Below are 23867 nucleotides of genomic sequence, written 5' to 3'. Positions count from 1 at the left end.
TCACTCGGCCCGGCTCAGCAGCGCGGCCACCTCGGCGTCGCTCATCCCGTCGAGCTCGGCCATGGCCGCGGCGAGCCGGGTCCGCTCGATCGCCCGGGCCGCCGCCGCGACCGTGAGGTCCTCGTCGAACAGCTCGTCGACCGGCAGCTCCAGGCCCATCTCCGCCTGCACCCGGGCCAGGAACCCGACGAGCACGAGCGACTCGCCGCCCAGGTCGAAGAAGTCGTCCTCGACCGTCGCCGGCCGCAGCCCGAGGTCGGTCCAGATCCGCGCGACGGCTGTCTCGTCAGGTGTCACTGTCGCCCCCGGAGACTGGCCGGTCGCATGTCGGTCCAGACCGCGTCGATGTGCTCCAGACACTCCTGCTTCGGTCCCCGCATGCCCTCCGCGCGCCACCCCGCGGGCAGGGCGTCGTCGGCGGGCCAGATCGAGTACTGCTCCTCGTCGTTGAGCACGACGACGTATTCATCCGGGTTCGTCACTGGCTCTGCTCCTTTCGGGCTCGTCGGACCTGCGCGCCGATCAGATCGTCGGGGGCCGCGTCGGGCACCCGCTCGTCGAAGCGGGCCAGGCTCGGCAGCCGCAGCGACACCAGCACCTGCCCCACCATCACGGCCGCCAGCACCAGGAACAGCAGCGCGGTGCCGCGCCCGGGGCCGGTGCCGATCAGCGCGCCGACGCTGTCCGCGAGGGCGCCGCCCGGAGCCAGCAGCGGGTCGAGCAGGCGGCTGCCGAGCGGGGCCACGACCGCGTAGCCGATCGGGATGGTGGAGAAGGCGATGACGGTGTTGACCGCGAAGACCCGGCCGTGGAAGCGCTGCGGCACCTTCACCTGGACGATCGTCGTGTAGACGCCGTTGGCCAGGGTCAGCCCGAGCGACATGCCGAGCGCGCCCGCCGCGACCAGGATCTCGCTCGGCCGCAGCCCGGGCAGGGCGCTGCACAGGGCGAGCCCGAGCACGACCAGGAGCATCCCGCGGACCCGGTGCCGGCGCGGCCCACCCCAGAAGCTCATGAGCAGCCCGCCGGCGACGGCGCCGAGGCCGCCGGCCATGCTCACCCGGGCCACCGCGCCGAGGTCGGCGAACGACAGCACCAGCGGCGAGATCAGCAGGAACAGCGGGGTCATGAACAGGTTGAGCACGGCGAAGAAGACCAGGACCGGGCGGAGGCCGCCGGCGCCGAGCGCGTAGCGCCATCCGCCCACGACCTCCTGCCAGAACGACTCGCGCCGGGCCCAGGCCAGGGTCTTCGGAAACCGCACGGCGAGCGTGACACCGACCGCGGCCACGTAGCTGACGACGTCGAGGAGCAGCACGCCGCGCAGCCCGACGGTCGCCATGAGCCCGGCCGCCACGAGCGGGACCAGGAACTGCCCGGCGCCGAAGCTGAGCTGCACCATGCCGTTCGCGTGGCCCAGATACCGCTTGGGCACCAGCTGCGGCACCGCCGACGAGAACGCCAGCCGCTGGAACGTGAGCGCCACGGACAGCACGACGAGCAGGACGTACACGTGGCCGACCCGCAGCGAGCCGGCCAGCGCGAGCGCGAGCAGCACGGCCTGGCTGGCCCCGGCGCCCAGGTCGCCGGCCAGCATGACCTTGCGGCGGTCGAAGCGGTCGACGACGGCCCCGGCGAAGGGGGCGACGAGCATGCCGGGGACGAGGCCGAGGACCGCGAAGACCGCGAACCGCACGAGCGAGCCGGTCTGCAGGTAGATCCAGAGCGGCAGTGCGAACTCGGTGAGCGCGGACCCGATGATCGAGACCAGCTGCCCGGCCGCGACCGCCATGAAGCGCCCCAGTGACGGCTCGGGCCCGTCGATCCGCTCGAGCGTGGAGGACCGGGCGGCCACCTCCCAGCCGCCGTCCGGGTCGCGCACCTGTTCACCGGTGCGGTGCACCTCGGTGACGATCCGGGACAGCTCCTCGGCGCGGTACTTCAGGAAGAAGTGGCCGGCCTCGTCGAGCACGACGAGCGCGGTGTCGCCGGTCAGGAAGTGCCACTCCCGGTAGCGCTCCTGGTAGAACTCGGTCTGGGTGTCCTGGCTGCCGACCACGGAGACGATCGGCGCCCTGATCGGCGCGGCCTGCGACGCGAACAGGCCGGTGAAGTACTCCTCGGCCAGCCGGGTGTGCTCGCGCATGTTGCGGATGATGAGGTCGGCCTCGTCCCGGTCGAACTCGGCCATCTCCACGCCCATCGAGCGCAGCCAGTTCTCGTACACCCGGTTGGACAGCAGCGCCTCGCGCCCGGCCAGCCTGGCCAGCAGCCCGCTGAACCGGCCGGTCGGGCGGGCGAACGGGAACACGGCGCCGATGTAGACGGCGTCGACGGTCCGGCCGGCCGCCTCCAGGCGCCGGGCCAGCTCGACCGCGACCGACGAGCCGACGCCGCAGTGGCCGTAGACGATGAGCGGCCCCTCGACCCGCTCCAGGACCTCGGCGGTGAGCCGGGTGGCCAGCTCCTCGAACGGGAGCGCCTCCTCGCGCACGCCGATGTCCTGGCCGGGGATGGCGACCGCGTGCAGCGCCCAGCCGGCCGGCAGCGCGTCGGCCAGGGGCTGGTAGACGACGGCGCTGCCGCCGCCGTACGGCACCGCCACGATCGAGCCCACCCGCACCTGCGGCGGCTGCGGCTTGGTCAGTTCGTAGAGCAGCCGCCGCGGGCCCCGGTCGGCGTCCGGCGACAGCAGCCGGGCCAGCTCGCGGACGGTCTTGTACTGGAACACGTCGAGCACCGACACCGCCGCCCCGTGCCGGCGCAGCCGGGCGACGACCTGGGTGGCGATGAGCGAGTGGCCGCCGAGGTCGAAGAAGTCGTCGGCCGCCCCGACCCGCTCGACCGGGAGCAGCTCCTGCCAGACGCCCGCGACGATCCGCTCGGCGTCGGTGGCCGGCTCGACGAACTCGACGCCGGCCCGGCGGGTGACGGTCGGGGCGGGCAGGGCCCCGCGGTCGAGCTTGCCGTTCGGGGTGAGCGGCAGCGCGTCGAGGGGCACGAACGCCGACGGCACCATGTAGTCGGGCAGGGTCTTCTGCAGCAGCGCCCGCAGGTCGAGGCCGGGGTCGGCGCCGACAACGTAGCCGACGAGCCGGTCGTCGAGCACCACGACCGCCGCGTCCTGCACCGCGGGCGCCGAGCGGATGGCCGCCTCGACCTCGCCGAGCTCGATGCGCAGGCCGCGCAGCTTGACCTGGGTGTCGAGGCGGCCGAGGAAGTCGATGGTGCCGTCGGGCCGGCGGCGGGCGCGGTCGCCGGTGGCGTACATCCGGGCGCCGGGCGGGCCGTAGGGGTCGGGCCGAAACTTCTCGGCGGTCAGGGCCGGGCGGCGGTGGTACCCCCGCGCGAGGGCGATCCCGGCGATGAACAGCTGGCCGGGGACGCCGACGGGCGCGGGGCGCAGGTGGTCGTCGAGGACATACAGGGCGACGTTCTGGATCGGGGCGCCGATCGGGACCCGGGCCAGGCCGGCCAGGGCGTCGCCGTCGCAGTGCCAGGCCGAGACGTCGATCGCGGCCTCGGTCGGGCCGTAGAGGTTGTGCAGGGAGACTGGGTGTCCGGCGCGGAACGTGGCCAGGCAGCGGCGGGCGAGGTCGGCCGGGAGCGCCTCGCCGCTGCAGACGATGGTGCGCAGCGAGGTGCAGTCGGCGACGTCCTCGGTGGCCAGGAAGACGGCGAGCATCGACGGGACGAAGTGCACGGTGGTGACCTGCTCGGCCCGGATCAGGTCGCGCAGGTATTCGGCGTCGCGGTGCCCGCCCGGCGCCGCCAGCACCAGCCGGGCCCCGGCCATGAGCGGCCAGAAGAACTCCCAGACCGACACGTCGAAGCCGGCCGGGGTCTTCTGCAGCACCGCGTCGCCGGGGCCGAGGCCGAACCGGCGCTGCATCCAGTCGAGCCGGTTGAGCAGGGCGCGGTGGGTGTTGGGCACGCCCTTGGGCCGCCCGGTCGAGCCGCTGGTGTAGATGACGTACGCGATGTCGTCGAGGCCGGGCCCGGTGAAGCCGTCGCCCTCCGCGGTGAGCTCCTCCAGGGGCCGCGCACCGCAGTCGGCCCGCATGAACTCGAGGCGCTCGGCCGGATACTCGGGGTCCAGCGGCACGTAGGCGGCCCCGGCCCGCAGGATCGCCAGCAGCGCGACGACGAGGTCGAACGAGCGCTGGGCGGTGACCGCGACGAGGCTTCCGCGCGGGATGCGGGCGGCGAGGCGGGCCGAGCGCTCGTCCAGCTCGCCGTAGGTCAGGTGCTTGCCGCCGAACGTGACAGCGACCGCGCCCGGCTGGGCCGCCATCCGCGCCGCGATGAGCGCCGGCACCGTGGTCGGCGGCAGGTCGATCGGCTCGGGCGGCGGCAGTACCACCGCCTGCTCCTGCGGGTCGAGCAGGTCTACATCGGACAGTCGCTGGCGCGGGTCGGCGACCACCGCCGCGAGGAAGCGCCGGAAGTGCCCGGCGAGGCGGATCGCGGTGTCGGGCGCGAACAGGTCCGTGTTGTGGACGACAGTCGCCCACAGCTCTCCGGAGGCCTCCTTGACGTACAGCTCCAGCTCGAACCGGGTCGCGCAGACCGGCGCGGGCCAGTGGCCGAGGGTCAGCCCGCCCAGGTCCTTGCCGGTAGCTGTCCGGCCCTCGTGCTCGTCGTAGTTCTGCAGCGCGAAGAGCGCCTGGAACACCGGCGAGCGCCGCACGTCCCGCGGGACCTTGAGCTCCTGGACCAGCTGTTCGAAGGGCAGATCCTGGTGTTGGTACCCGTCCAGGCACACGTCCTTCACCCGCCCGAGCAGCTCGGCGAACGTCGGGTCACCGCCGAGCGGCGCGCGCACGGGGACCGTGTTGACGAACATGCCGATGAGCTTCTCCAGCTCCGGCCGCTGCCGCCCGGCCACCGGCGAGCCGACGGCGAACTCGGTCTGCCCGGTCAGCCGGCCCAGCACCGCCTGGAACGCGGCCAGCAGCACCATGTGCAGCGTGACGCCGTTGTCGCGGGCGAGCGCGTGGAGCTCGTCGCGCAGGCCGACGGCGAAGCTGTGCTCGGCCCCGTTGAACGTCTGCCGGGCCGGGCGCGGGTGATCGGTGGGCAGGTCGAGCGGCTCGACGCCGGCCAGCGTGGTCCGCCAGAACTCGACGTCGGCACCCAGGCCGGTGTTCGCCCGCTGCCAGGCGGCGAAGTCCCGGTAGCGGACCGGCAGCGGGGGCAGGGCCTCCCCGGCGTACAGCGCGGTGACCTCGGCCGCGAACCGGTCCATCGACCAGCCGTCGGTGGCGATGTGGTGCACGGCGATGGCGAGCAGGTGGTCGTCCGCGGCCAGCGCGACCAGGGCCGGGCGGATGAGCGGGCCGGTGGCCAGGTCGAACGGCTCGGCCAGGAACGCCTCGAGGCCGGCGCGTGGGATCGTCGGCAGCGCGACCGGGCCGGGCGGGTCGATGCACAGCTGCGGCTTCCCGTCGCCCGCGTCCACGAACCGGCTGTGCAGCGGCTCGTGCCGGGCCACGACCCCGGTGATCGCGGCGGCCAGGCGCTCGGCGTCGAGGGCGCCGTGCAGGCGCATGACGATCGGGATGACGGCCGCGGTGTTGCCGGGGGCGAGCTGCTCCAGGAACCAGAACCGCTCCTGTGCGAACGACAGCGGCGCCGGCCCGTCGTGCGCGGGGACGGCGTTCGTGGCGCGGCCTTTGAGCCGCCGCTCCAGCAGCGCCCGGCGGTCGGCGGACAGCGTGGTCATGTACCCTCCCCGTCGGTCGCCAGCAGCGCGGCCACCTCGTCGTCGGAAAGCGCGTCGAGGTCGGCCACGATGAGCTCCTCCACGGCGGCGGCCAGGCCGGCCAGGTCGGGGTGGCTGAACATGGTCCGCAGCGGGACGGCCGTGCCGGTGGCCGCGCGCAGCCGCCCGACGACCTTCATCGCCAGCAGCGAGTGCCCGCCGATGGTGAAGAAGTCGTCGTGCACACCGACCCGGTCGACCCCGAGCACCTCACACCAGACCCCGGCGACGAGCTCCTCCGCGGCGTCGCGCGGCGGGACGTATGCTGTCGCGCCGGTCGTCGGGTCCGCGGTCCGCGGCCGGCGGACCGAGCGCAGCAGGGCGGCCCGGGCGTCGGCGTCACCCCCGGCGTCGACGCTCGACAGCGGCTGGTCGGGGTTGGACAGCAGCGCCGTGGCGAGGGCCTCGAACCGGTGGGCGAGGTGCTCGGCGGTGGCGCGGTCGAAGAGGTCGGTGCGATACCCCAGGACGATCCGCAGCCCGTCGGCGCTGCGCCACAGGTCGAGGCTGAGCTCGTACTTGACCTGGCGCACCCGGGGATCGTGGAAGGTCGCCGTGACGCCGGGCAGCACGTCGGTGCCGGCCGCCTCCTCGGTGTGCAGGGTGAACATGGTCTGGAACAGCGGGGTCCGGTCGAGCCGCCGGGGCACGTCGACGGCGGCGAGGAGCCTGTCGAACGGCACGTCCTGGTGCGCGTACGCGGCCAGCGCCGTGTCCCGGGACCGCCCCAGCAGCGCCCGGAACGTCGGGTCGCCGGCCAGGTCGGCCCGCAGCGCGAGCGTGTTGACGAAGAACCCGATGAGATCGGCGACCTCGACCCGGGGCCGGTTCTCGATGGGCGTGCCGACGCAGAAGTCGTCCTGGCCGGTGAGCCGGGCGAGGAGTACCTCGTACACGGACAGCAGCACCATGAACGGCGTGCAGTGCGCCTCGGCGGCGATGCGGCGCACGCCGGTGGCGAGGCTGGCCGGCAGGTCGTGGACGACGAAGTCACCGCCGGACGCCGCCATCTCGGGCCGCGGGTGATCGGTGGGGATGTCGAGGATCGGGGCGCCGGCGAGCTGCCCGCGCCAGTACTCGAGCATGTCGCTCTCGACCCGCTGCCGCTGCCAGACGCTGAAGTCGCCGTACTGGACGGGCAGCGCCTCGAGCTCGTCGCCGGCGTAGGCGCCGCGGAGCTCGTCGACGAGCACGCCGAGGGACCGCCCGTCGGCCGCGATGTGGTGGACGACCAGGCACAGCACGTGGTCGTCGGGTGCGTTCGCGATGAGCCCGGCCCGCAGCAGCAGCCCGGACTCGAGGTCGAACGGCGCGTTGGTCAGGGCCGCGATGTCGTTCGCGGGCCGCAGCTCCAGCCGGGCGTCGGTGACCTCGGCGACCGGCTCGTCGTCCCCGGCGAGGAACCGGGTCCGCAGGGATTCGTGGCGCGCGACGACGGTGTTGAGCGCCGCCTCGAGCCGCTCCCGGTCGAGCGGGCCGAGCAGCCGGTAGGCGACGGCGATGTTGTAGGACGCGTCGGCCGGGTCGAGCTGGTGCAGGAACCAGAGCCGCTGCTGGCCGTAGGAGAGCGGCCCACGGCGCCGGCCCAGCCGGGTCACCGGCGCCTCGGCCCGGTACCTGTCGAGCTCGGCGGCGAGCCCGGCGACGGTGGGGGTCAGGAACAGCGCCCGCACGGGCACGTCGCGCCCGGTGGCCGCGCAGAGCCGGGCGACGGCCGCGATGGCCAGCAGCGAGTGCCCGCCCAGGGCGAAGAAGTCGTCGAGCGCCCCGACCCGCTCGACGCCGAGGACGCCGCCCCAGATCTGGGCGACGAGGTCCTCGGCGGGTGTGCGCGGGGCGACGTACCCTCCGCCGGCCGCGACCGGCGCGGGCAGCGCTGCCCGGTCGACCTTCCCGTTGGCGGTGAGCGGGATCCGCTCCAGCACCACGAGGTGTGTCGGCACGAGGAACGCCGGCAGCCGCTCGGCGAGGTCGGCGCGGAGGCGGGCCGGTTCGAGCCCCTCACCGGCCGCGTAGGCCACGAGCGCGCCGTCGCGGACGACCACTGCGGCCTGCCGCACGCCGGGCCGGCCGCCGAGCACCGTCTCGACCTCGCCGGGCTCGACCCGGTAGCCGCGGATCTTCACCTGGTCGTCGAGCCGCCCGAGGAACTCGAGCCGCCCGTCGGGGCGCCAGCGGGCCCGGTCGCCGCTGCGGTAGAGGCGGCGGCCGGCCGGCCCGTACGGGTCGGGCCGGAACCGTTCCGCCGTGCGCCCCGGATCGCCGAGGTAGCCGCGGGCCACGCCGTCGCCGGCGATGCAGAGTTCGCCGGCCACGCCGGCCGGGGCGAGCCGCTGGTGCTCGTCGAGGATGTACACGCGGGTGCCGGCGATCGGCGTCCCGATCGAGGTTTCGCCGGGCCCGAGGGCGCCGGTGGTGGCGATGACTGTGGTTTCCGTGGGTCCGTAGGTGTTCAGCAGCTCGACCCGGTCGCCGTTCTCGGCGTGCCAGGCGGCGAGCTTGTCGGCGCGGACGGTGTCGGCGCCGAGGATGAGCAGCCGCAGCGTTTCGGGCCAGTGTGTGGTGCCGACGAGCTCGTGCCAGTAGGGCGTGGGCAGGTCGAGGACGGTGACGGGCTCCCGGGCGAGGAGTTCGGGGAGGTCCTCGCCGGGCGGGAGCAGCACGAGGCGCGCGCCGGTGGTGAGTGTCGGCCACACCTCCTCGATGTGGGTGTCGAAGCTGACGGTGGCGAACTGGGCGACGGCGTCGGCGGGGGTGAGCGCGTAGCGGGCGCGCATCCAGGCGACCCGCGAGTTCAGGGCGCCGCGGGTGATCCCGACGCCTTTCGGCGTGCCGGTCGAGCCGGACGTGTAGATGACGTAGGCGAGGCTCGCGGGCTCCACAGTGGACTCGTCGAGCCGCAGTGGCATACCGGCCCCGACCGCGGCGCGGACCTCGGCCTCGGTGATGGTCAGCACGCAGCCGTCGGCCAGCAGCGCATTTCGGGCCGCGGGGTAGCCCGGGTCGATGGGGACGTAGGCGGCTCCCGCCCGCAGGACGGCGAGCAGGGCGACGATGAGGTCGATGGACCGGGGCATGTGCACGGCCACGCGATCGTCGGGGCGCACACCCTGCCCGCGCAGCCAACCGGCCAGGCGCGCCGCCCGATCGTTGAGCTCGCCGTAGGAGAGGTGCCCGTCGCCGCAGGAGACGGCGGTCGCGGCCGGCTGTCGACCCGCCACCAGCGCCACCACGTCCGGAGCGTCACCCGCGGGCCCGGAGCCGAGCGACAGCAACGCCTTCCGCTCGCCGTCGTCCAGCAGGTCCACAGTGGACAGGCGGCGCTGCGGGGCGGCGGCGACCGCGGTCAGCAGGCGCGAGAAGCGGTCCAGAAGCCGGGTGGCGGTGGCGGCGTCGAAGAGGTCGGTGCGGTAGTTCAGGGAGAGCTGCAGCCCGTCCGGCTCGCGCCAGGCGTCGAGCATGAGGTCGAACTTCGCCTGGGCCACCCCGTCCTCGGCGTAGTCGGCGACCAGGCCGGGCAGCAGGTCGGTGCCCGCCCCCTCCTCGGTGTGCAGGATGAGCATGGTCTGGAACAGCTCGGTCCGGGACGGGTCGCGGGGCAGGTCGAGCTCGGCGGCCAGGCGCTCGAACGGGATCTCGGGGTGGGCGTACGCGCCGAGGGCGACCTCCCGGACCCGGCCCAGCAGCTCGGCGAACGTGGGGTCGCCGCCGAGGTCGGTGCGCAGGACGAGCGTGTTGACGAACATCCCGATGAGCCCGCTCAGCTCCGGGCGGGCCCGGTCGGAGACGGAGGTGCCGACGCTGATGTCGGTCTGGCCGGTGTGGCGGGCGAGGAGCGCCTGATAGCCGGCGAGCAGCACCATGAACGGCGTGCAGCCGTGCTCGCCGCCGAGGCGGTCCAGGGCCGCGACGAGGGCCGGGCCGAGGCGGAGGCGGGCGAACGCGCCCCGCGAGGTCTGCACGGCCGGGCGGGGACGGTCGGTGGGCAGATCGAGGTGGGGCACGTCCCGCAGCCGCCGGGTCCAGTACGCCAGGTCCCGCGCATCGCCCCGCGCGCGCTGCCAGACAGCGAAGTCGCAGTACGAGACCGGGAGCTTCGGCAGTTGCCCGCCGGCGTAGGCCGCCCGGAGCTCCTCGGTGAGGATGCCGAGCGAGCGCCCGTCGCCGGCGATGTGGTGCATCACGAGGCAGAGCACGTGCCGCTCGGGGCCCTCCACCACCAGCCCGGCCCGCAGGAGCAGGCCGGAGGTGAGGTCGAAGGGGCGATTGGTCCACTGGGGTACGTCCTCGAGCGACCCGAGCTCGAGGACCGGGCGGCGATCGGTGACGGCCTGCGCGGGCTCGCCGTCACGCTCGAAGAAGCGGGTGCGCAGCGTGTCGTGGCGCTCGACGACCGCTTCCAGCGCGGACCGGAGGCGGTGCGGGTCGAGGGGGCCGCGGAGGCGGTAGACGAGCGTCATGTTGTAGGCGGCGTCGTCCGGCTGCAGGACCTGCAGGAACCACAGTCGCAGCTGTGCCGGCGAGAGCGGGGCCGGGGCGGCGGGATCGGGGCGCGGCTCGACCGGGACGTCGCGGGTGCGGTCGGGCGCGTCGAGGAGCTCGTCGACGGCGGCGGCGAGGGCGGCCACCGTCGGGTTCGCGAACACGGTGCGGACCGCGACCTCGTATCCGCAGGCGACGGAGAGCCGGGCGGCCACCGTCATCGCCGGCAGTGAGTGGCCGCCGAGGGCGAAGAAGTCGTCGTCGACGCCGATGTCGGCGCGCTCGAGGGCGGCCGCCCAGACCTCGGCGACCAGGCGCTCGGTGGGGGTCCGCGGGGCCACCCCGGTGCCGGTGACCGGCTCGGGGTCGGGCAGCGCGGCCCGGTCCAGCTTCCCGTTGGGCGTCAGGGGCAGCGCATCGATCTGGCGGTACACCCTCGGGATCATGTAGCCGGGGAGCTTCTCGGCCAGGTCGTTGCGCTCGGGCGCGCCGACCAGATAGGCGATCAGGCGGTCGCCGCGCACCGCGACCGCGGCCTGGCGCACGCCCGGCAGCGCGGCCAGGTGGGCCTCGATCTCGCCGAGCTCGATGCGGTGGCCGGCCAGCTTGATCTGGTTGTCGGCCCGGCCCAGGAAGCGCAGCTGAGCGTCGGGGCCGCCGCCCGCCGGCGGCGTCCGCCCCGATGAGGCCCCGGTCGCCGGAAACGCCCAGCGGGCGAGGTCGCCGGTGCGGTAGAGGCGGCTCCCGGGCGCGCCCCACGGGTCGGGCCGGAACCGCTCGGCGGTCAGGGCCGGGCGGCCGAGGTAGCCCCGGGCCACGCCGAGCCCGCCGATGCACAGCTCGCCGATGGCGCCGGTCGGGACCTCGTGGCCGTCCTCGTCGCAGATGCGGATGTGGGTGTAGGCGACAGGCCCGCCGATCAGCACCTCGCCCGGGTCGGCGGGGACCGGCCAGGCCGCCGACCAGATCGTGGTCTCCGTCGGCCCGTAGACGTTGAGCGTCGAGCGGCTCTTCGCCCGCAGCTCCCGGGCCAGCTCGAGCGGGAGTGCCTCGCCGCCGACGAGCGCCGTCACGTCCGGCCGGTCGAAGCCCGCGGCCAGCAGCAGCCGCCAGCGCGACGGCGTGGTCTGCACGTGCGTGACGCCGGCCCGGGCGATGAGCGCGTCGAGGCGGTGCCCGTCGCGCTGGGCCTCCTCATCGGCCAGGACGATACGGCCCCCGGTGACGAGCGGCAGGAACAGCTCCAGGCCGGCGATGTCGAAGTTGAGCGAGGTGACCGCGAGCCAGCGGTGCTCGGGCCGCGACTCCAGCCGCGCGGCCATGTCCAGGACGAAGTTCGTGAGCGCGTGGTGCTCGACGATCACGCCCTTGGGCCGGCCGGTGGAGCCGGAGGTGTGCAGCACATACGCCACGCCCGCGCCCGGGTCGCCGGCGCGCGCGTCCGCGCGGATCAGCTCCTGGCGCGCGGGCGGGTAGTCGGGGTCGACCGGCACGTACGCCGCACCGGCCCGCCAGACCGCCAGCACCTCCTCCACCAGCTCGGGCGTGCGGCGCAGGGCGATTGTCGTGAGCTTCTCGGTGACACCGGCCGCGCGCCTGTCCACATTGGCCATGAGCTCGGCGTAGGTGCGGGTCTGCCCGTCGGCCGTCTCCAGCGCGACGGCGCCCGGCGTGCGGGCGGCCTGGGCGTCGATCAGGTCCAGGACGGTGCGGGGGTCCCGGCGCCAGTACGTCACCCGCGGCGACTCGGCCGGGCGCCCCTCGGCCAGCGCGCGGACGCGGGCGGCGAAGTGCTCCAGGGTGGCCGGTTCGAGGTCGCAGTAGCGCAACGCCAGCTCGGCGCCCCCGTCGGGGTGCGGGGTGGCCTCGACGACCAGGTCGGGCGCGATGCCGGGCACGTCGTGGTGCCACACCTCGCTGCGCAGCCCCGGCCACTGCACACCCGCGCCGGGCGGCTGGTGCAGGTGCAGGGCCACCCGGAACAGCGGGCGGCCCGAGCCGACAAGCTCGAACGGGGTCTCATTCGCCAGCGCCCCGGCGACCGTGCGGCGGACCCGCCGCACCACCTCCGCCAGGTCGCGGACCCCGGCGAGGTCGGTGCGCAGCGCGACCGGGTTCAGGAAGCACCCGACCACCGGCTCCAGCTCGGGGCGCGGACGCCCGGAGAAGACCGTCCCGATGCAGACGTCGCTTTCCCGGGTGTACTGCGAGACGGCCCACGACAGCGCGGAGAGCACGGCGACGAACGGGGTGGTCCCCCGTTGCAGGGTGCCGGGGGCGAGCCGCAGGCGCAGGGCCCGCGTCGGGGCGCCCGGTGCGTGCTCGCGGACGAATGGCAGGCGGGTGTCGCCGAGCCCGGCCAGGCGCTCGCGCCAGTACCGGACCCGCTCCGGGCGCGCGGGCGCGGCGGCGGACCAGGCGGCGTAGTCGGCGTACTGCAGCGCGGGCGGGGCGCCGAGGTCCTCGCCCGCGTACGCCCGGGCGACCTCCCGCCGCACCCGGTCGACCGACTGCTCGTCGAAGGCGATGTGGTGCCCGACGAAGAGCAGCACGTGGTCGTCGGGCCCCTGCTCGATCAGCGTGACCCGGAAGATGGGGCCGGCGGCCAGGTCGAACCGCTCGCGGACGGCCTCGGCGGCGATCGCGTGCGGGTCGCCCGCGCGCACGTCCAGGCGGACCTCGGTGCGGCCGCCGACGCGCTGCCAGGGCCCGTCGCCCACCACCTCGTACACCGTGCGCATGACCTCGTGGCGGTCCGCGACCACGGCGAACGCCCGGCGCAGCGCGGCCACGTCGAGGCGCCCGCGCAGCCGCAGGCCGAACGTGGCCGGCGGGGCCGCGCCGAGCCGGTCGGCGACCCAGATCCGCCGCTGCGCGGGCGAGCACGGGACGAGCCCGTCGAGTGGGCGCGGCCGGACCGGGACGGGGTCGTTGGCGGCGACCCGCTTGGCGGCGACCAGCCGGTCGAGCGCGGCCCGGCGGTCCGGATCAAGGCTCGCTAAAGCAGGCGTGACCATCAATCGTTTCCCCCGCGAATGATTAGTCCGGAATACTCGCATTTGGCGGTCATGGGAGCGCTTCCAGTTGACGGCACGCTAACCACGGCGGCCACGGACCGTCAAGGTGCACGCATTTCGATCTCTCGAAAAGTCAGTCTTGATCGGCCCGCCGGAGCCCGGCCATACTCCACCGCCATGGCCGTCTTCCTGCTCGTCGCGCACGGCACGGCCGGCGACGTGCTGCCCTTCGCGCGCATCGGCGCCGAGCTCGCCGGGCGCGGCCACGACGTGACCCTCATCAGCCACGCGCCGTTCGCCCGGCACGCCCCGTACGGCTTCGCGCCCATCGACACCGAGGAGCGCTACCGCGAGACCCAGGCCCACACGCCCGAGCTGCTGGCCGTGCGCCGCTCCGAGGACCTGCGCCGGTACTACGACGAGCGCGGGCTCTTCACGGAGATGGCCCGCGAGGTGGCGCTGCTGTCGGCGCTGCACCGACCCGGCGAAACGGTGCTCGTGGGTCGTCATACGTCGGCCCTCTCGGTCCCCGTCGCCGCGGACCTGCTCGGCGCCCCGGCCGTGTGGGTCGCCGTCGCTCCGGTGCAGGTCATGGTCGCCCCGATCGCCGCGATGCACGCCCGCCGGGGCCTGGCCTCGGGCATCGACGCCGTGCGGGCCGGCGTCGGGCTGCCGCCGGTCGCCGACTGGCCCGGGTTCCTGCGGATGCCGGTGCTCGGGCTGTGGCCGGGCTGGTTCGACGCGGCCGGGGTCCGGTCGAAGGCGGCGCTGGCCGGCTTCGTCTGCGGCGACGAGGACGGCGGCACCGTCGCCCTGCCGGGGCGCCCGATCCTGGTCACGGGCGGGACGGGCCAGATGCTGCACCCGCGGTACTACGAGGTCGCCCTGGCCGCCGCGACCCTTGTCGACCACCCGGTCGTGGTCGTCTCGCCCTCCTCCGTCCCGGCGGCGGCCGCGGGCTTCGAGTGGTACCCCCGCCTGCCGTTCCCGTCGGCCCTGCCGCAGTGCGGCGCGATCCTGCACCACGGCGGCATCGGCACGGCGGCCCGCGCCCTGCTCTCCGGCACCCCCCAGGTGCTGCTGGCCCACGGCGCCGACCGCCCGGACATCGCCGCCCGCCTGGCCCGCCACGACCTGGCCCGCTGGCTGCCGGCCGACGCCTGGACCCCCGAGTCCGTGGCCGACCGCCTGTGGGCGGCGCTCACCGACACGGGCTACCGCACCCGCACGGCCGCCTTCACCGAGCCGTCGACCGCGGCCGCGCCGGCCCGCGCCGCCGACTTCCTGGAAAACCAGCTATCGCAGGGCGTCGATACCCGAAACTGAAAGTTTCACCGCGGCCAGCTCCGCGGCCGTGCGGGCCGAGTTGATCGCGACCTCGGCCAGCATCCCCGGTGCGGCCACGCTGTCGCCGGCCAGCCACACGCCGTCGCCGCGCTCGATCGCCGGGCGGTCGCGCCAGGACGAGCCGGGCCGATCGAGCGCGCCCGTGCGTGCGCCGGCGAAGGCGTCGCGGCGCCAGGTGACCCGGCCCCGCCAGCCGGGCAGCGCGGCGTCCACGAGCTGCTCCAGCCGCGCGGTCGCGGCCGGCCGGGGCTCGTCGGCGCCGGCCGGCAGCTCGGCCTGCACCAGGGAGTGGCCGGGCGGGGCCAGGGAGGGGTCGGGCATCGAGTAGCGCTCCACGAACCCGCCCGCGTCGAGGTCCGACACCATGAACGGGTCGCGGCGATCGGCCCGCAGCCCGAGGTCCAGCAGCACCGCGCGGCCGCTCGGCCAGCGCAGCGAGTCGTCGCCGAGCAGGGTCCGGGCCGCGTCGAGGCCGGTGGCCACGATGACCGGGCCGGCCGGCCGGGCGTCCACGCGTTCGCCCGTCGCGATCCGGACGCCGAGCGAGCGGGCGTGGGCGGCCATCCGGTCCACCATCGCCGACCAGCCGCCGCGGACGTACCGGACCGCGGGCCGGCCGGGCCGGGTCGCGCGCAGGACGCGCTCCCACACGAAGGCGGCGGAAAGCGCGCCGGGGTCGGCGGCGTACGTGATCACGCCGACCAGTCCGCAGGCGGCCCGGGTCGCCACGGGGCCGAACCGGCGGCCGGACCAGTCGCCGAATGACTCGTCGACGGGCGCGGTCAGGCGGCGGTGCGCGACCGCGCGCAGCAGCGCCGCGGGCGGCAGCGCGCGCAGCCGGCCGTCCCGCCGGAACCGCAGCCGCGCGAGCTCGCCCACGGTGGGGCGGGCGAAGGGCTGGACCAGGCGCCGGGCGGCGAGCCAGCGGAAGGGCTCCCCGTCGCTGTAGAGCACGTGCGTCCCGTCGTTCGCGACGTAGGGGCCGGGCGTGGACCTGGCCCGGCCGCCCAGGGTCCGATGGGCCTCGTGGAGCGTGACCCGCAGGCCGCGCTCGGCGCACGCGATGGCGGCGGTCAGCCCGGCCACCCCGCCGCCGACGATGGTGATGGAGTTGTTCATGCCGGGTTGGACGCGGCGCCCTCCCCCGGGCGTGACATCGCGGCCAGCTTCTCGGGGTTGGCCACCAGGAATACGGTCCCGATCCGGTCGTCCACCGCCTCGACGGCAAAGACCAGCACGACCCTCGCCCCGACCCGCACGACGATCGCCGGCCCGCCGTTCACGTCCTCGACCGCGATCGCGAACTCGGCCGGGGTGGGCAGGCCGATCGACACCAGGAAGCGCTGGGCGCCGTCGTCGTTGGAGATCGACGTGAGGAACCGGCCGACCCGGTCGGCGCCCTCGATGACCCGCAGCGGCGCCTTGGCCCGGCCGCCGCCGTCGCTGACCAGCCGGACGTCGGCGGCGAGCAGTTCGACGAGGCCGTCGAGGTCACCGCCGAAACAGGCCGCGAGGAACCGCTCGGTGAGGCGGCGGCGCTGCCCGCGGTCGGTCTCGAAGCGCGGGCGGGCCGCGCGCACGTGGTCCCGCGCGCGCCGGGCCAGCTGCCTGGTGGCGGCCTCGCTGCGGCCGATGACCCCGGCGATGTCGGCGTGCGAAAAGCCGAACGCCTCGTGGAGCACGAACGCCGCCCGCTCCAACGGCGACAGCGTCTCCAGGACGACCAGGAGCGCCAGCTCGACGCTCTCGGCCAGCTCGGCCCGGTCGGCCGGGTCGGGCCGGGTGCTGATGAGCTCGGGCAGCCAGGGGCCGGGGTAGGCCTCGCGGCGGGCCCGGACCTGGCGCAGCCGGTCGATCGCGAGGCGGGTGGTCACCGTGACCAGGAACGCCTGCGGGTTGGCGACCTCAGAGCGGTCCACGGCCGACCAGCGCAGCCACGCCTCCTGGACGACGTCCTCGGCGTCGGTGACCGTGCCGAGGATGCGGTAGGCGACGTCGAGCAGCCGGCGGCGGTGTGGGGTGAAGTCATCGGAGCCCATGCGCGTCAAGACGTCACCGCCGCCGGCTTCGTGACATCAGAGGCGGACGACTTCGCGGTCCTGCGCCGAGCGGCGGGCCGCCTCCAGCACCTTGAGCACGGCGATCGAGTCGTGCACGTCGACCGGCGCCGGCGCGTCCCCGGCGAGCGCGGCCGCGAGGCCGGCGTAGAAGTCCGGATACGCCCCCGGCAGCGTCGGCACCGTGCGGCTCTGCCCGTCGTAGTCGGTGAACACGCCGAACGCGCCGTCGGGCTCCTGGCCCCAGCCCGGCTCGCCCGGCAGGCGACCGGCCCGCAGGGCGTCCTCCTGCACGTCGAGGCCGTACTTGGTGTAGGCCCCGCGGTCACCCAGCACGCGCAGCCGCGGCGCGGGCGCGGCCGCGAGCGCGTTCATCCACAGGTGCGACCGGACGTCTCCGTCGTGCCGGAGCGCGACGAACGTGTCGTCGTCGACGCTCAACCCCGCGCGGCGCGTGTGCAGCTCGCAGTACACCTCGATCGCCGGTCCGGACAACTGCAACGCCTGGTCGACCAGGTGGCTCCCGAGGTCGTAGAGCAGCCCACCGGCCTCGGCCGGGTCACCGCTCTCCCGCCAGCCGCCCTTCGGCACCGGCCGCCAGCGGTCGAACCGCGACTCGAACCGCAGCACCCGCCCGAACGCGCCCTCCTCGACCAGCTTGCGCACGGTGCGGAAGTCGCCGTCCCAGCGGCGGTTCTGATACACCGTCAGCAGCAGGTCACGCTCCGCCGCCAGCCGGGCCAGCTCCTCGCCGTCGGCCGACGAGGGCGCGAACGGCTTGTCGACGACGACGGCGAGCCCGGCCTCCAGCGCCGCCCGGGCGAGCGGCACGTGGGTCCGGTTCGGCGCGGCGATGACTACCGCATCCAGGTCACCGGCGGCCCAGAGGTCCTCGGCCCGCTCCACGATGCGGCTGTGGGGGTACCGCTGCGCCGCCGCCTGGCGCCGCCCGGGATCGGCGGTCACGATGGCGGCCAGGTCGAGGCCCGGCGTGGTGCTGATCAGCGGCGCGTGGAACGCCGACCCGGCCAGACCGTAGCCGATCAGCCCGACGCGCAGGGTGGTGTCGCTCATGCGCCAAGTCTTACAAATAGAGCATCACCTAAGCTGACATGGCTAAGTTAGACGCTTATGACGCGGATGCTTGTTACCGGTGGTGCCGGGTTCATCGGGGCGAACTTCGTCCACTACACGACCCAGCGGCACCCCGAGTTCGAAATCACGGTCCTCGATGCGCTCACCTACGCCGGGGACGAGGCGTCCCTGGCGCCGGTGCGGGACCTGGTCCGGTTCGTCCACGGGGACATCTGCGACGCCGACCTGGTCGAGCGCGAGGTCGCCGGCACCGATGTCGTCGTGCACTTCGCCGCCGAGTCGCACGTCGACAACTCGCTGCACGACCCGGCACCGTTCGTGCGGACCAACCTCATGGGGACGTTCACGCTGCTGGAGGCCGTCCGCCGGCACGGGAAGCGGTTCCACCACATCTCGACCGACGAGGTGTTCGGCGACCTGCCGATCGACAGCACCGAGCAGTTCCTTGAGGAGACCCCTTACGACCCCTCCAGCCCCTACTCGGCCACCAAGGCGGGCTCGGACATGCTGGTGCGGGCCTGGGCCCGCTCCTACGGCGTGGCGGCGACCATCTCGAACTGCGCCAACAACTACGGGCCGTATCAGCACGTCGAGAAGTTCATCCCGCGGCAGATCACCAACGTGCTCGTCGGGGCGATGCCGAAGCTCTACGGCGAAGGGCGCAACGTGCGGGAGTGGACGCACGTCGACGACCACAACGCGGCGGTGCACCTCATCCTGGCGAAGGGGCGGATCGGGGAGACGTACCTCATCGGCTCCGGCGACGAGCGCGGCAACCTGGAGATCATGCGGCTGCTGCTGGAGCTGATGGGCCGGGGCGCCGACGACTTCGAGCACGTCGCCGACCGGCCCGGGCACGACCTGCGGTACTCCAACGACACCACGAAGATCCGCGGCGAGCTGGGCTGGGTGCCGCAGTATGCGGACTTCCGGGCCGGGCTCGCCGCGACGATCGCGTGGTACCGGGAGAACGAGTGGTGGTGGAAGCCCCGCAAGGAGGCCACCGAGCGGCGCTACCGCGAGCTAGGGCGCTGACAGCGAGGACGGCAGGTCGGAGCGGCGGCTGACGCGGAGCTTGCGGTACACCCGCGTCAGGTGCTGCTCGACAGTGCTCGCGGTGACGTGCAGTTGCAGCGCTATCTGGCGATTGGTGTGGCCGGCCGCGGCCAGGATCGCGACCCTGCGCTCGGCCTCACTCAGCTCCTCCACGTCGTCGTCTCCCACCAGTGCTGGCTCAGTGGCTTCGGGCAGGGGTGCGGTGAACTCGGCCGGGCGGCCCAGGAGGTCGACGGCCTCGCCGGCGGGGGTGCAGGCGGCCAGGACACGGACCGAGTGGGCCAGGGTGCGGCGGTTCTGCGGGCCGAGCCGCTCGATCTGGTCCTGGGCCAGCTCGCGAGCCCGGTCCGGGTCACCGGCGGCCAGGTAGGCCTCGGCCAGGTCGATGCGCCACGGCACCAGGCCGGGCACGTCCAGGCTCCAGCGCTGCATGAGGTCGCGGCAGGTCTCGAAGTCGGCGACGGCCGTGCGGTGGTTGCCGACGGCGAGATACAGGTGGCCGCGGGCGCGCAGGTAGTGCAGGCCGAACGTCGTCTGGAACAGCGTGTTGGGCACCTGGACGCCCAGATACTCGATCGCCTCCTCATAGCGCCCGGCACGGGTGGCGCAGAAGACGAGCACCGACAGGGGCATCCCGATGAAGATGCCGAAGCTGCGCGGAGGCAGCAGCCGCAGCGCCGTGCGGGCCAGGCGCTCCGCCTCGGCCAGGTCACCGCAGCGCAGGCTTATCGCGCCGCGAAGGGCGGAGAAGATGGCGGTCCAGGTGGGTACGCCACGCTCGCCCGCATAGGCCAGCAGCGCGTCGCAGCGCGCGGCGGCGATCTCGTAGCTCTCGGCGGTGATGAGGATGCCGAGGGCCATGATCAGCACCCCGACCGTCTCGTCGTCGAGCCGCAGGACCTGCAGCAGGCGCTCGGCCGCGCTCGTCGCCTCGTCGGCCTTGGCCGGGTTGAACAGCCCGGCCGCGATCTCGGCGATCTCCGCGGTGAACGGGGAGGCGGCCGCGCCGAGCAGGGCGGCCCGCGGCGGCGGTGGCTTCTGGACAGTGCTGTGGTCCAGCAGGCCGGGGCAGGTCAGGGCCAGAAACGAGCGGCTGCCGTACATCGTCAGGCCGGCGCCGGCCGGGCTCGCCGCGGCGTCCTCGTCGATGCGGTCGAGTACCTCGACCGCCTCCTCGGTGCGGCCGTACCACAGCAGTGAGCTGGCGACCTGCAGCGACTGGCGGATCGGCAGGACGCCGCGGCGCACGCCGTCGAGGAGGTCGTCGACCAGGCGCTCGGAGTTGGCCGGGTCGATGCGCCACTGGACCCGCAGCATCGCCGACTTGATCCGCAGCAGCTCGCCCTCGTCGGCCGCACCGCGCTCGGCCAGGTGCAGGCAGTCGAGGGCCAGCGCCGTGTCGTTGCGCTCCAGGGCGTGATCGGCGGCGGCCCGCAGGACCGATGACGACCACGGGTCGCCGGTGTAGTGCCCGGCGATGGCCTGGCGGGCCACGGCCATGGCGGGAGCGCCGCTGCGGTAGAGCAGCGAGGCCGCCCGGACGTGGATCGCGGTCCGGTCCTCGGTGGTCAGCCCGTCCAGGACCGCGCGGGCGGCCCGGGGGTGGCGGAACCGGACGCCGTCGAGCAGGCCGGCCTCGCCCGCCGTGTCCAGGGCCCGCTGCACGGCGGCGGTGTCGACGTCGAGCAGGCTGGCCAGCAGCTGCGGGGTGGCCGGCTCGTCGAGCACCGCGAGGACCCGGGCCAGCTCCAGCACGCCCGGGTCGCTGCGGTGCAGGCAGGTGAGAACGGCCTGGGCGAACAGGTCGCCGACGACCGGCGCCTCGGGCTTCGACGTCTCGGCCGCGCGGTGCTCGCGCACGAGGGCGGCCAGCAGCATCGGGCTGCCGCCGCTGATGTGGTGGAACGCGTGGGTGAGCGAGGCGTCCTCGCCGATGTCGAGCTGGTCCTCCAGCACCTGGGCGACGCCGCAGGTCGACAGCGGGCGCAGCCAGATCTGGCGGACGTGGGGCTGGCTGATCAGGTCGGCCAGGAACCCGTGCACGGGCCGGCGCGGCTGGACGGCCTCGTTGAGCACCACCAGCAGCCGGCTGCGGGCCGAACGCCGTAAGAGGTACAGCAGGCAGTTGAGCGACGCCTCGTCGGCCACGTGGGCGTCGTCGACGGCCAGCAGCACCGGCGTGCGCTCGGCCAGCTCCAGCAGCATCGTGGTGAGGTCGCGCAGGAACGCGGCCGGCAGTGCCTGGCCGCCCTCGCTGCCCGGCGTCGACGCGCCGGCGTTGACCAACCGGCTCAGCCGGTCGTTGTGCTCGGCCGGCAGGCGCGCGCTGGACAGCAACTGCCCCAGCAGCGCGAGCGCCATCGACCGCTCGGCGTGCGAGGCCGTCGCCCACAGCACCGTTGCGCCGGCGTCCGTCGCCCGGCGGGCGAACGCCTGCAACAGCTCCGTCTTGCCGACCCCTACGGGCCCGCTGACCAGGAGTGCGGCACCGGTGCCCGCACTACACGCAGCAAGGGCCTCCTCGAAGATTTCCAGTTCCGCGTCGCGCTCCACAAGCGACATTGCGTCGCCTCCCCGTTGCCTTACGCCGCGCTCGAAGTTTCCTGTCGTCGCGCGGTGGCCCACCCCGCACGACAGCCCGGATCGCAACGGCGAGGTGACCGTATCACCGGAACAGGAGACATTTAACTAGATCGAAACACTTGCTCTCAGCGCGGCTACGAGTTTGCCAAAACGCCTAGTGGCACACAAGAGGCATTCCCAAGTGCGGTATTAGGGCTCAGGTGGCGTCGAATCCTCAACTTCTCCTCAAGAACGCAACAGTAACGTTGCCTTCTGCACCCTGGACGGTCCTGCCGGATTCGATGGCATTCGCGAGGATCTACTACCCCTGAAAGCGGACAATCCGCCGCGGTCTTTCGCGCGTCACACCGCCGGGACCTGGGAATCCGCTCGGAGGTTGCCGAAAGAGGGCCTGTGACGGCACCTTCCAGCAGCCCGATGTTCGCACAGTTGTTACACAACATTCCGCACCGGCGATGTACATAGCAGCGATGCTCGGTGATCGTAGCGAAGCCCCATAAACTCCGCGAACAGGACATCTTGAACTGTCGTAATGCCGCCTGTTGAATTCGTGCAAGAAACGGGAAAAGTGGTCCCCGGCAACAAATAAGAACAATGACGCTCATTTATATCCGAGAAATTTTCGAGCGCCCGCGACCCTGGTCATGCCCCGGCAAACGCCGGAAACCGGACGCCGCTGCCCGCAACCGGGCAACTTGCCGCGGCCTTGTTGCGGCTTCAGGGCGCACTGGTTCGCTGCAGGGGTCCACATACCCGACCCGAACCAGGATCAACGGAGGCAGTGCCGTGCACAACCCAGAGCCACGCGGGCCGGGGCTGTTCGCGATCAGCGACCTGCACATCTCGTTCCGCGAAAACCGTGAGCTGGTCGAGGGGCTGCGCGCCCGCTCGGCCGATGACTGGCTGATCGTCGCGGGCGACGTCGCCGAGCGTTACACGGACGTCGAGTGGGCGCTCACATGGCTGCGGCGACGGTTCGCCAAGGTCGTCTGGACGCCCGGGAACCACGAGCTGTGGACCGACCCCGATGACCCGATCCAGCTGCGCGGCGAGGAGCGGTACCGCCGCCTCGTGCGCATGTGCCGCGACGCCGGCGTGGTGACGCCGGAGGACCCCTACGAGATCTGGCCGGGGCCGGACGGCCCGGTCGAGGTGGTCCCGATGTTCCTGCTCTACGACTACACGTTCCGGGCGCCCGGCACCCGGGACAAGGAGGAGTCGCTGGCCTACGCCTACCGCACCGGCGTGGTCTGCACCGACGAGGTCCTGCTGCACCCGGACCCGTACCCGGGCCGCGAGGCGTGGTGCCAGGAGCGGGTCCGGCTCACCGAGCATCGGCTCGCGGCGGCCGACCCGGCGCTGCCCAAGGTGCTCATCAACCACTATCCGCTGGTGCGGGAGCCCACCCGGGCGCTGCGCTACCCCGAGTTCGCCCAGTGGTGCGGCACGGAGCGCACGGCCGACTGGCACAGGCGCTTCAACGCGGCCGCGGTCGTCTACGGCCACCTGCACATCCCCCGGCTCTCCTGGCACGACGGCGTGCCGTTCGAGGAGGTCTCCGTGGGGTATCCGCGCGAGTGGCGCCAGCGGGGCACGCTGCCGATGCCCCGCGAGATTCGGCCGCACTGCGAGCAGCCGCGGCCTGACGCTATTCAGTGACGACGAGATCGCGGAGGACGCGGTCGTCCGCGGTCAGGATCGCCCGCTGGACCTCCTGCAGCGCCCGGCACGGCTCCAGGCCGAGCTCGGCGTGCAGGGTCCGGCGGGCGGTCTGGAACACCTTGAGCGCGTCAGCGGTCCGGTCGGAGCGGTAGAGGGCGAGCATCAGCTGCTTGTAGAAGCTCTCCCGCAGCGGGTGCTCCGCGGTGAGCAGGAACAGCCGGCTCACCAGCTGCCGGTGCATGCCCAGCTGCAGCTGCGCGTCCATGAGCAGCTCGGTGGCCTCCATGCGGACCTCGCTGAGCCAGGTCGCGAACGCCTCCACCGAGGGGCCCTTCAGCAGGTCGCCGAGCGGCGCGCCGCGCCACAGCCCGAGCGCCCGCTCCAGCGCCGCCATCGCCTCGTCGAGGCGGTGCTCACGCAGCCGGCTGCGGCCCTCGTCGACAAGGCTCAGGAACTCCTGCACGTCGGTCTGGTCGCCGCGCAGCTCCAGCACGTAGCCGGGCGGCCGGGTCTGGATGCGGCCCTCCGGGCGGTCCGTGCGGGTCAGGAACTTGCGCAGCTCGGAGATGTACACGTGCAGGCCGGCGGTGGCCCGCCGCGGCGGCTGGTCGCCCCAGATCTCGCCGATCAGGTGCTCGGCCGCGACCAGGTGGTCGGCCCGGATGAGCAGCGCGGCGAGCAGGACCTCGATCTTCGGTGCGCTGATGGTCGTGACACCCTTGGCGTCGACGACCCGTAGCGGGCCCAGGATTTCGTACCTCATGTCGCTCCCCCATTCATCGACGAGATTGCCGCCAAGTCGCG

Annotated in this window: 12 protein-coding genes; 3 read left to right on the top strand and 9 right to left on the bottom strand. The window is 73.8% G+C overall.

Features of this window, described 5'->3' with window-relative positions; genetic code table 11:
- From Dvina_RS05980 to Dvina_RS05965, 4 genes are read right to left on the bottom strand one after another with little or no spacing between them, the layout of a single operon-like run.
- A complete protein-coding gene (locus Dvina_RS05980) occupies positions 1-297 on the bottom strand; it encodes a phosphopantetheine-binding protein (RefSeq protein ID WP_223101344.1) in 297 nt (98 codons plus the stop codon).
- Complete coding sequence (locus tag Dvina_RS05975; protein ID WP_223101343.1) at positions 294-482, bottom strand: MbtH family protein; 189 nt, start codon at positions 480-482, stop codon at positions 294-296. The genes Dvina_RS05980 and Dvina_RS05975 overlap by 4 nt, the downstream gene beginning before the upstream one ends.
- On the bottom strand, positions 479-5725 hold the full coding sequence (locus Dvina_RS05970; protein WP_223101342.1) for a non-ribosomal peptide synthetase/MFS transporter: 5247 nt from the start codon (positions 5723-5725) through the stop codon (positions 479-481). The genes Dvina_RS05975 and Dvina_RS05970 overlap by 4 nt, the downstream gene beginning before the upstream one ends.
- Positions 5722-13263: a non-ribosomal peptide synthetase gene (locus tag Dvina_RS05965; protein ID WP_223101341.1), complete on the bottom strand. Its 7542-nt coding sequence runs from the start codon at positions 13261-13263 to the stop codon at positions 5722-5724. Before Dvina_RS05965 ends, Dvina_RS05970 begins: the two co-directional genes overlap by 4 nt.
- Positions 13264-13440: 177 nt before the next feature.
- Here Dvina_RS05965 and Dvina_RS05960 point away from each other — a divergent pair, with 177 nt between their 5' ends.
- Positions 13441-14589: a glycosyltransferase gene (locus Dvina_RS05960; RefSeq protein ID WP_223101340.1), complete on the top strand. Its 1149-nt coding sequence runs from the start codon at positions 13441-13443 to the stop codon at positions 14587-14589.
- Here Dvina_RS05960 and Dvina_RS05955 read toward each other — a convergent pair.
- Genes Dvina_RS05955 through Dvina_RS05945 form a run of 3 tightly spaced genes read right to left on the bottom strand, consistent with a single transcriptional unit; the run spans position 14560 to position 17741 of the window.
- Complete coding sequence (locus Dvina_RS05955) at positions 14560-15729, bottom strand: phytoene desaturase family protein (protein ID WP_223101339.1); 1170 nt, start codon at positions 15727-15729, stop codon at positions 14560-14562. The genes Dvina_RS05960 and Dvina_RS05955 overlap by 30 nt on opposite strands.
- Complete coding sequence (gene sigJ, locus Dvina_RS05950; RefSeq protein WP_223101338.1) at positions 15726-16649, bottom strand: RNA polymerase sigma factor SigJ; 924 nt, start codon at positions 16647-16649, stop codon at positions 15726-15728. Before sigJ ends, Dvina_RS05955 begins: the two co-directional genes overlap by 4 nt.
- A gap of 36 nt (positions 16650-16685) precedes the next feature.
- Entirely contained in the window at positions 16686-17741 is a 1056-nt protein-coding gene (locus Dvina_RS05945) for a Gfo/Idh/MocA family protein (RefSeq protein ID WP_223101337.1), read from the bottom strand.
- A 66-nt stretch (positions 17742-17807) separates the two neighbouring features.
- Here Dvina_RS05945 and rfbB point away from each other — a divergent pair, with 66 nt between their 5' ends.
- A complete protein-coding gene (gene rfbB, locus Dvina_RS05940; RefSeq protein ID WP_223105356.1) occupies positions 17808-18797 on the top strand; it encodes a dTDP-glucose 4,6-dehydratase in 990 nt (329 codons plus the stop codon).
- Here rfbB and Dvina_RS05935 read toward each other — a convergent pair.
- A complete protein-coding gene (locus Dvina_RS05935) occupies positions 18786-21380 on the bottom strand; it encodes an ATP-binding protein (protein ID WP_223101336.1) in 2595 nt (864 codons plus the stop codon). The genes rfbB and Dvina_RS05935 overlap by 12 nt on opposite strands.
- 807 nt (positions 21381-22187) lie before the next feature.
- On the opposite strand from Dvina_RS05935, the gene Dvina_RS05930 reads away from it, so the two are divergent.
- On the top strand, positions 22188-23060 hold the full coding sequence (locus Dvina_RS05930; protein ID WP_246656057.1) for a metallophosphoesterase family protein: 873 nt from the start codon (positions 22188-22190) through the stop codon (positions 23058-23060).
- Here the strand turns inward: Dvina_RS05930 and Dvina_RS05925 are convergent.
- Entirely contained in the window at positions 23050-23826 is a 777-nt protein-coding gene (locus Dvina_RS05925; protein ID WP_223101334.1) for an AfsR/SARP family transcriptional regulator, read from the bottom strand. The two genes, Dvina_RS05930 and Dvina_RS05925, sit on opposite strands and share 11 nt — an antisense overlap.
- Between the last annotated feature and the right edge of the window lie 41 nt (positions 23827-23867).

It is taken from the genome of Dactylosporangium vinaceum (assembly GCF_019904175.1).
Taxonomy (GTDB): domain Bacteria; phylum Actinomycetota; class Actinomycetes; order Mycobacteriales; family Micromonosporaceae; genus Dactylosporangium; species Dactylosporangium vinaceum.
Note: the sequence above shows the minus strand (reverse complement) of the source record. Positions and strands in the feature narration are given on the sequence as shown.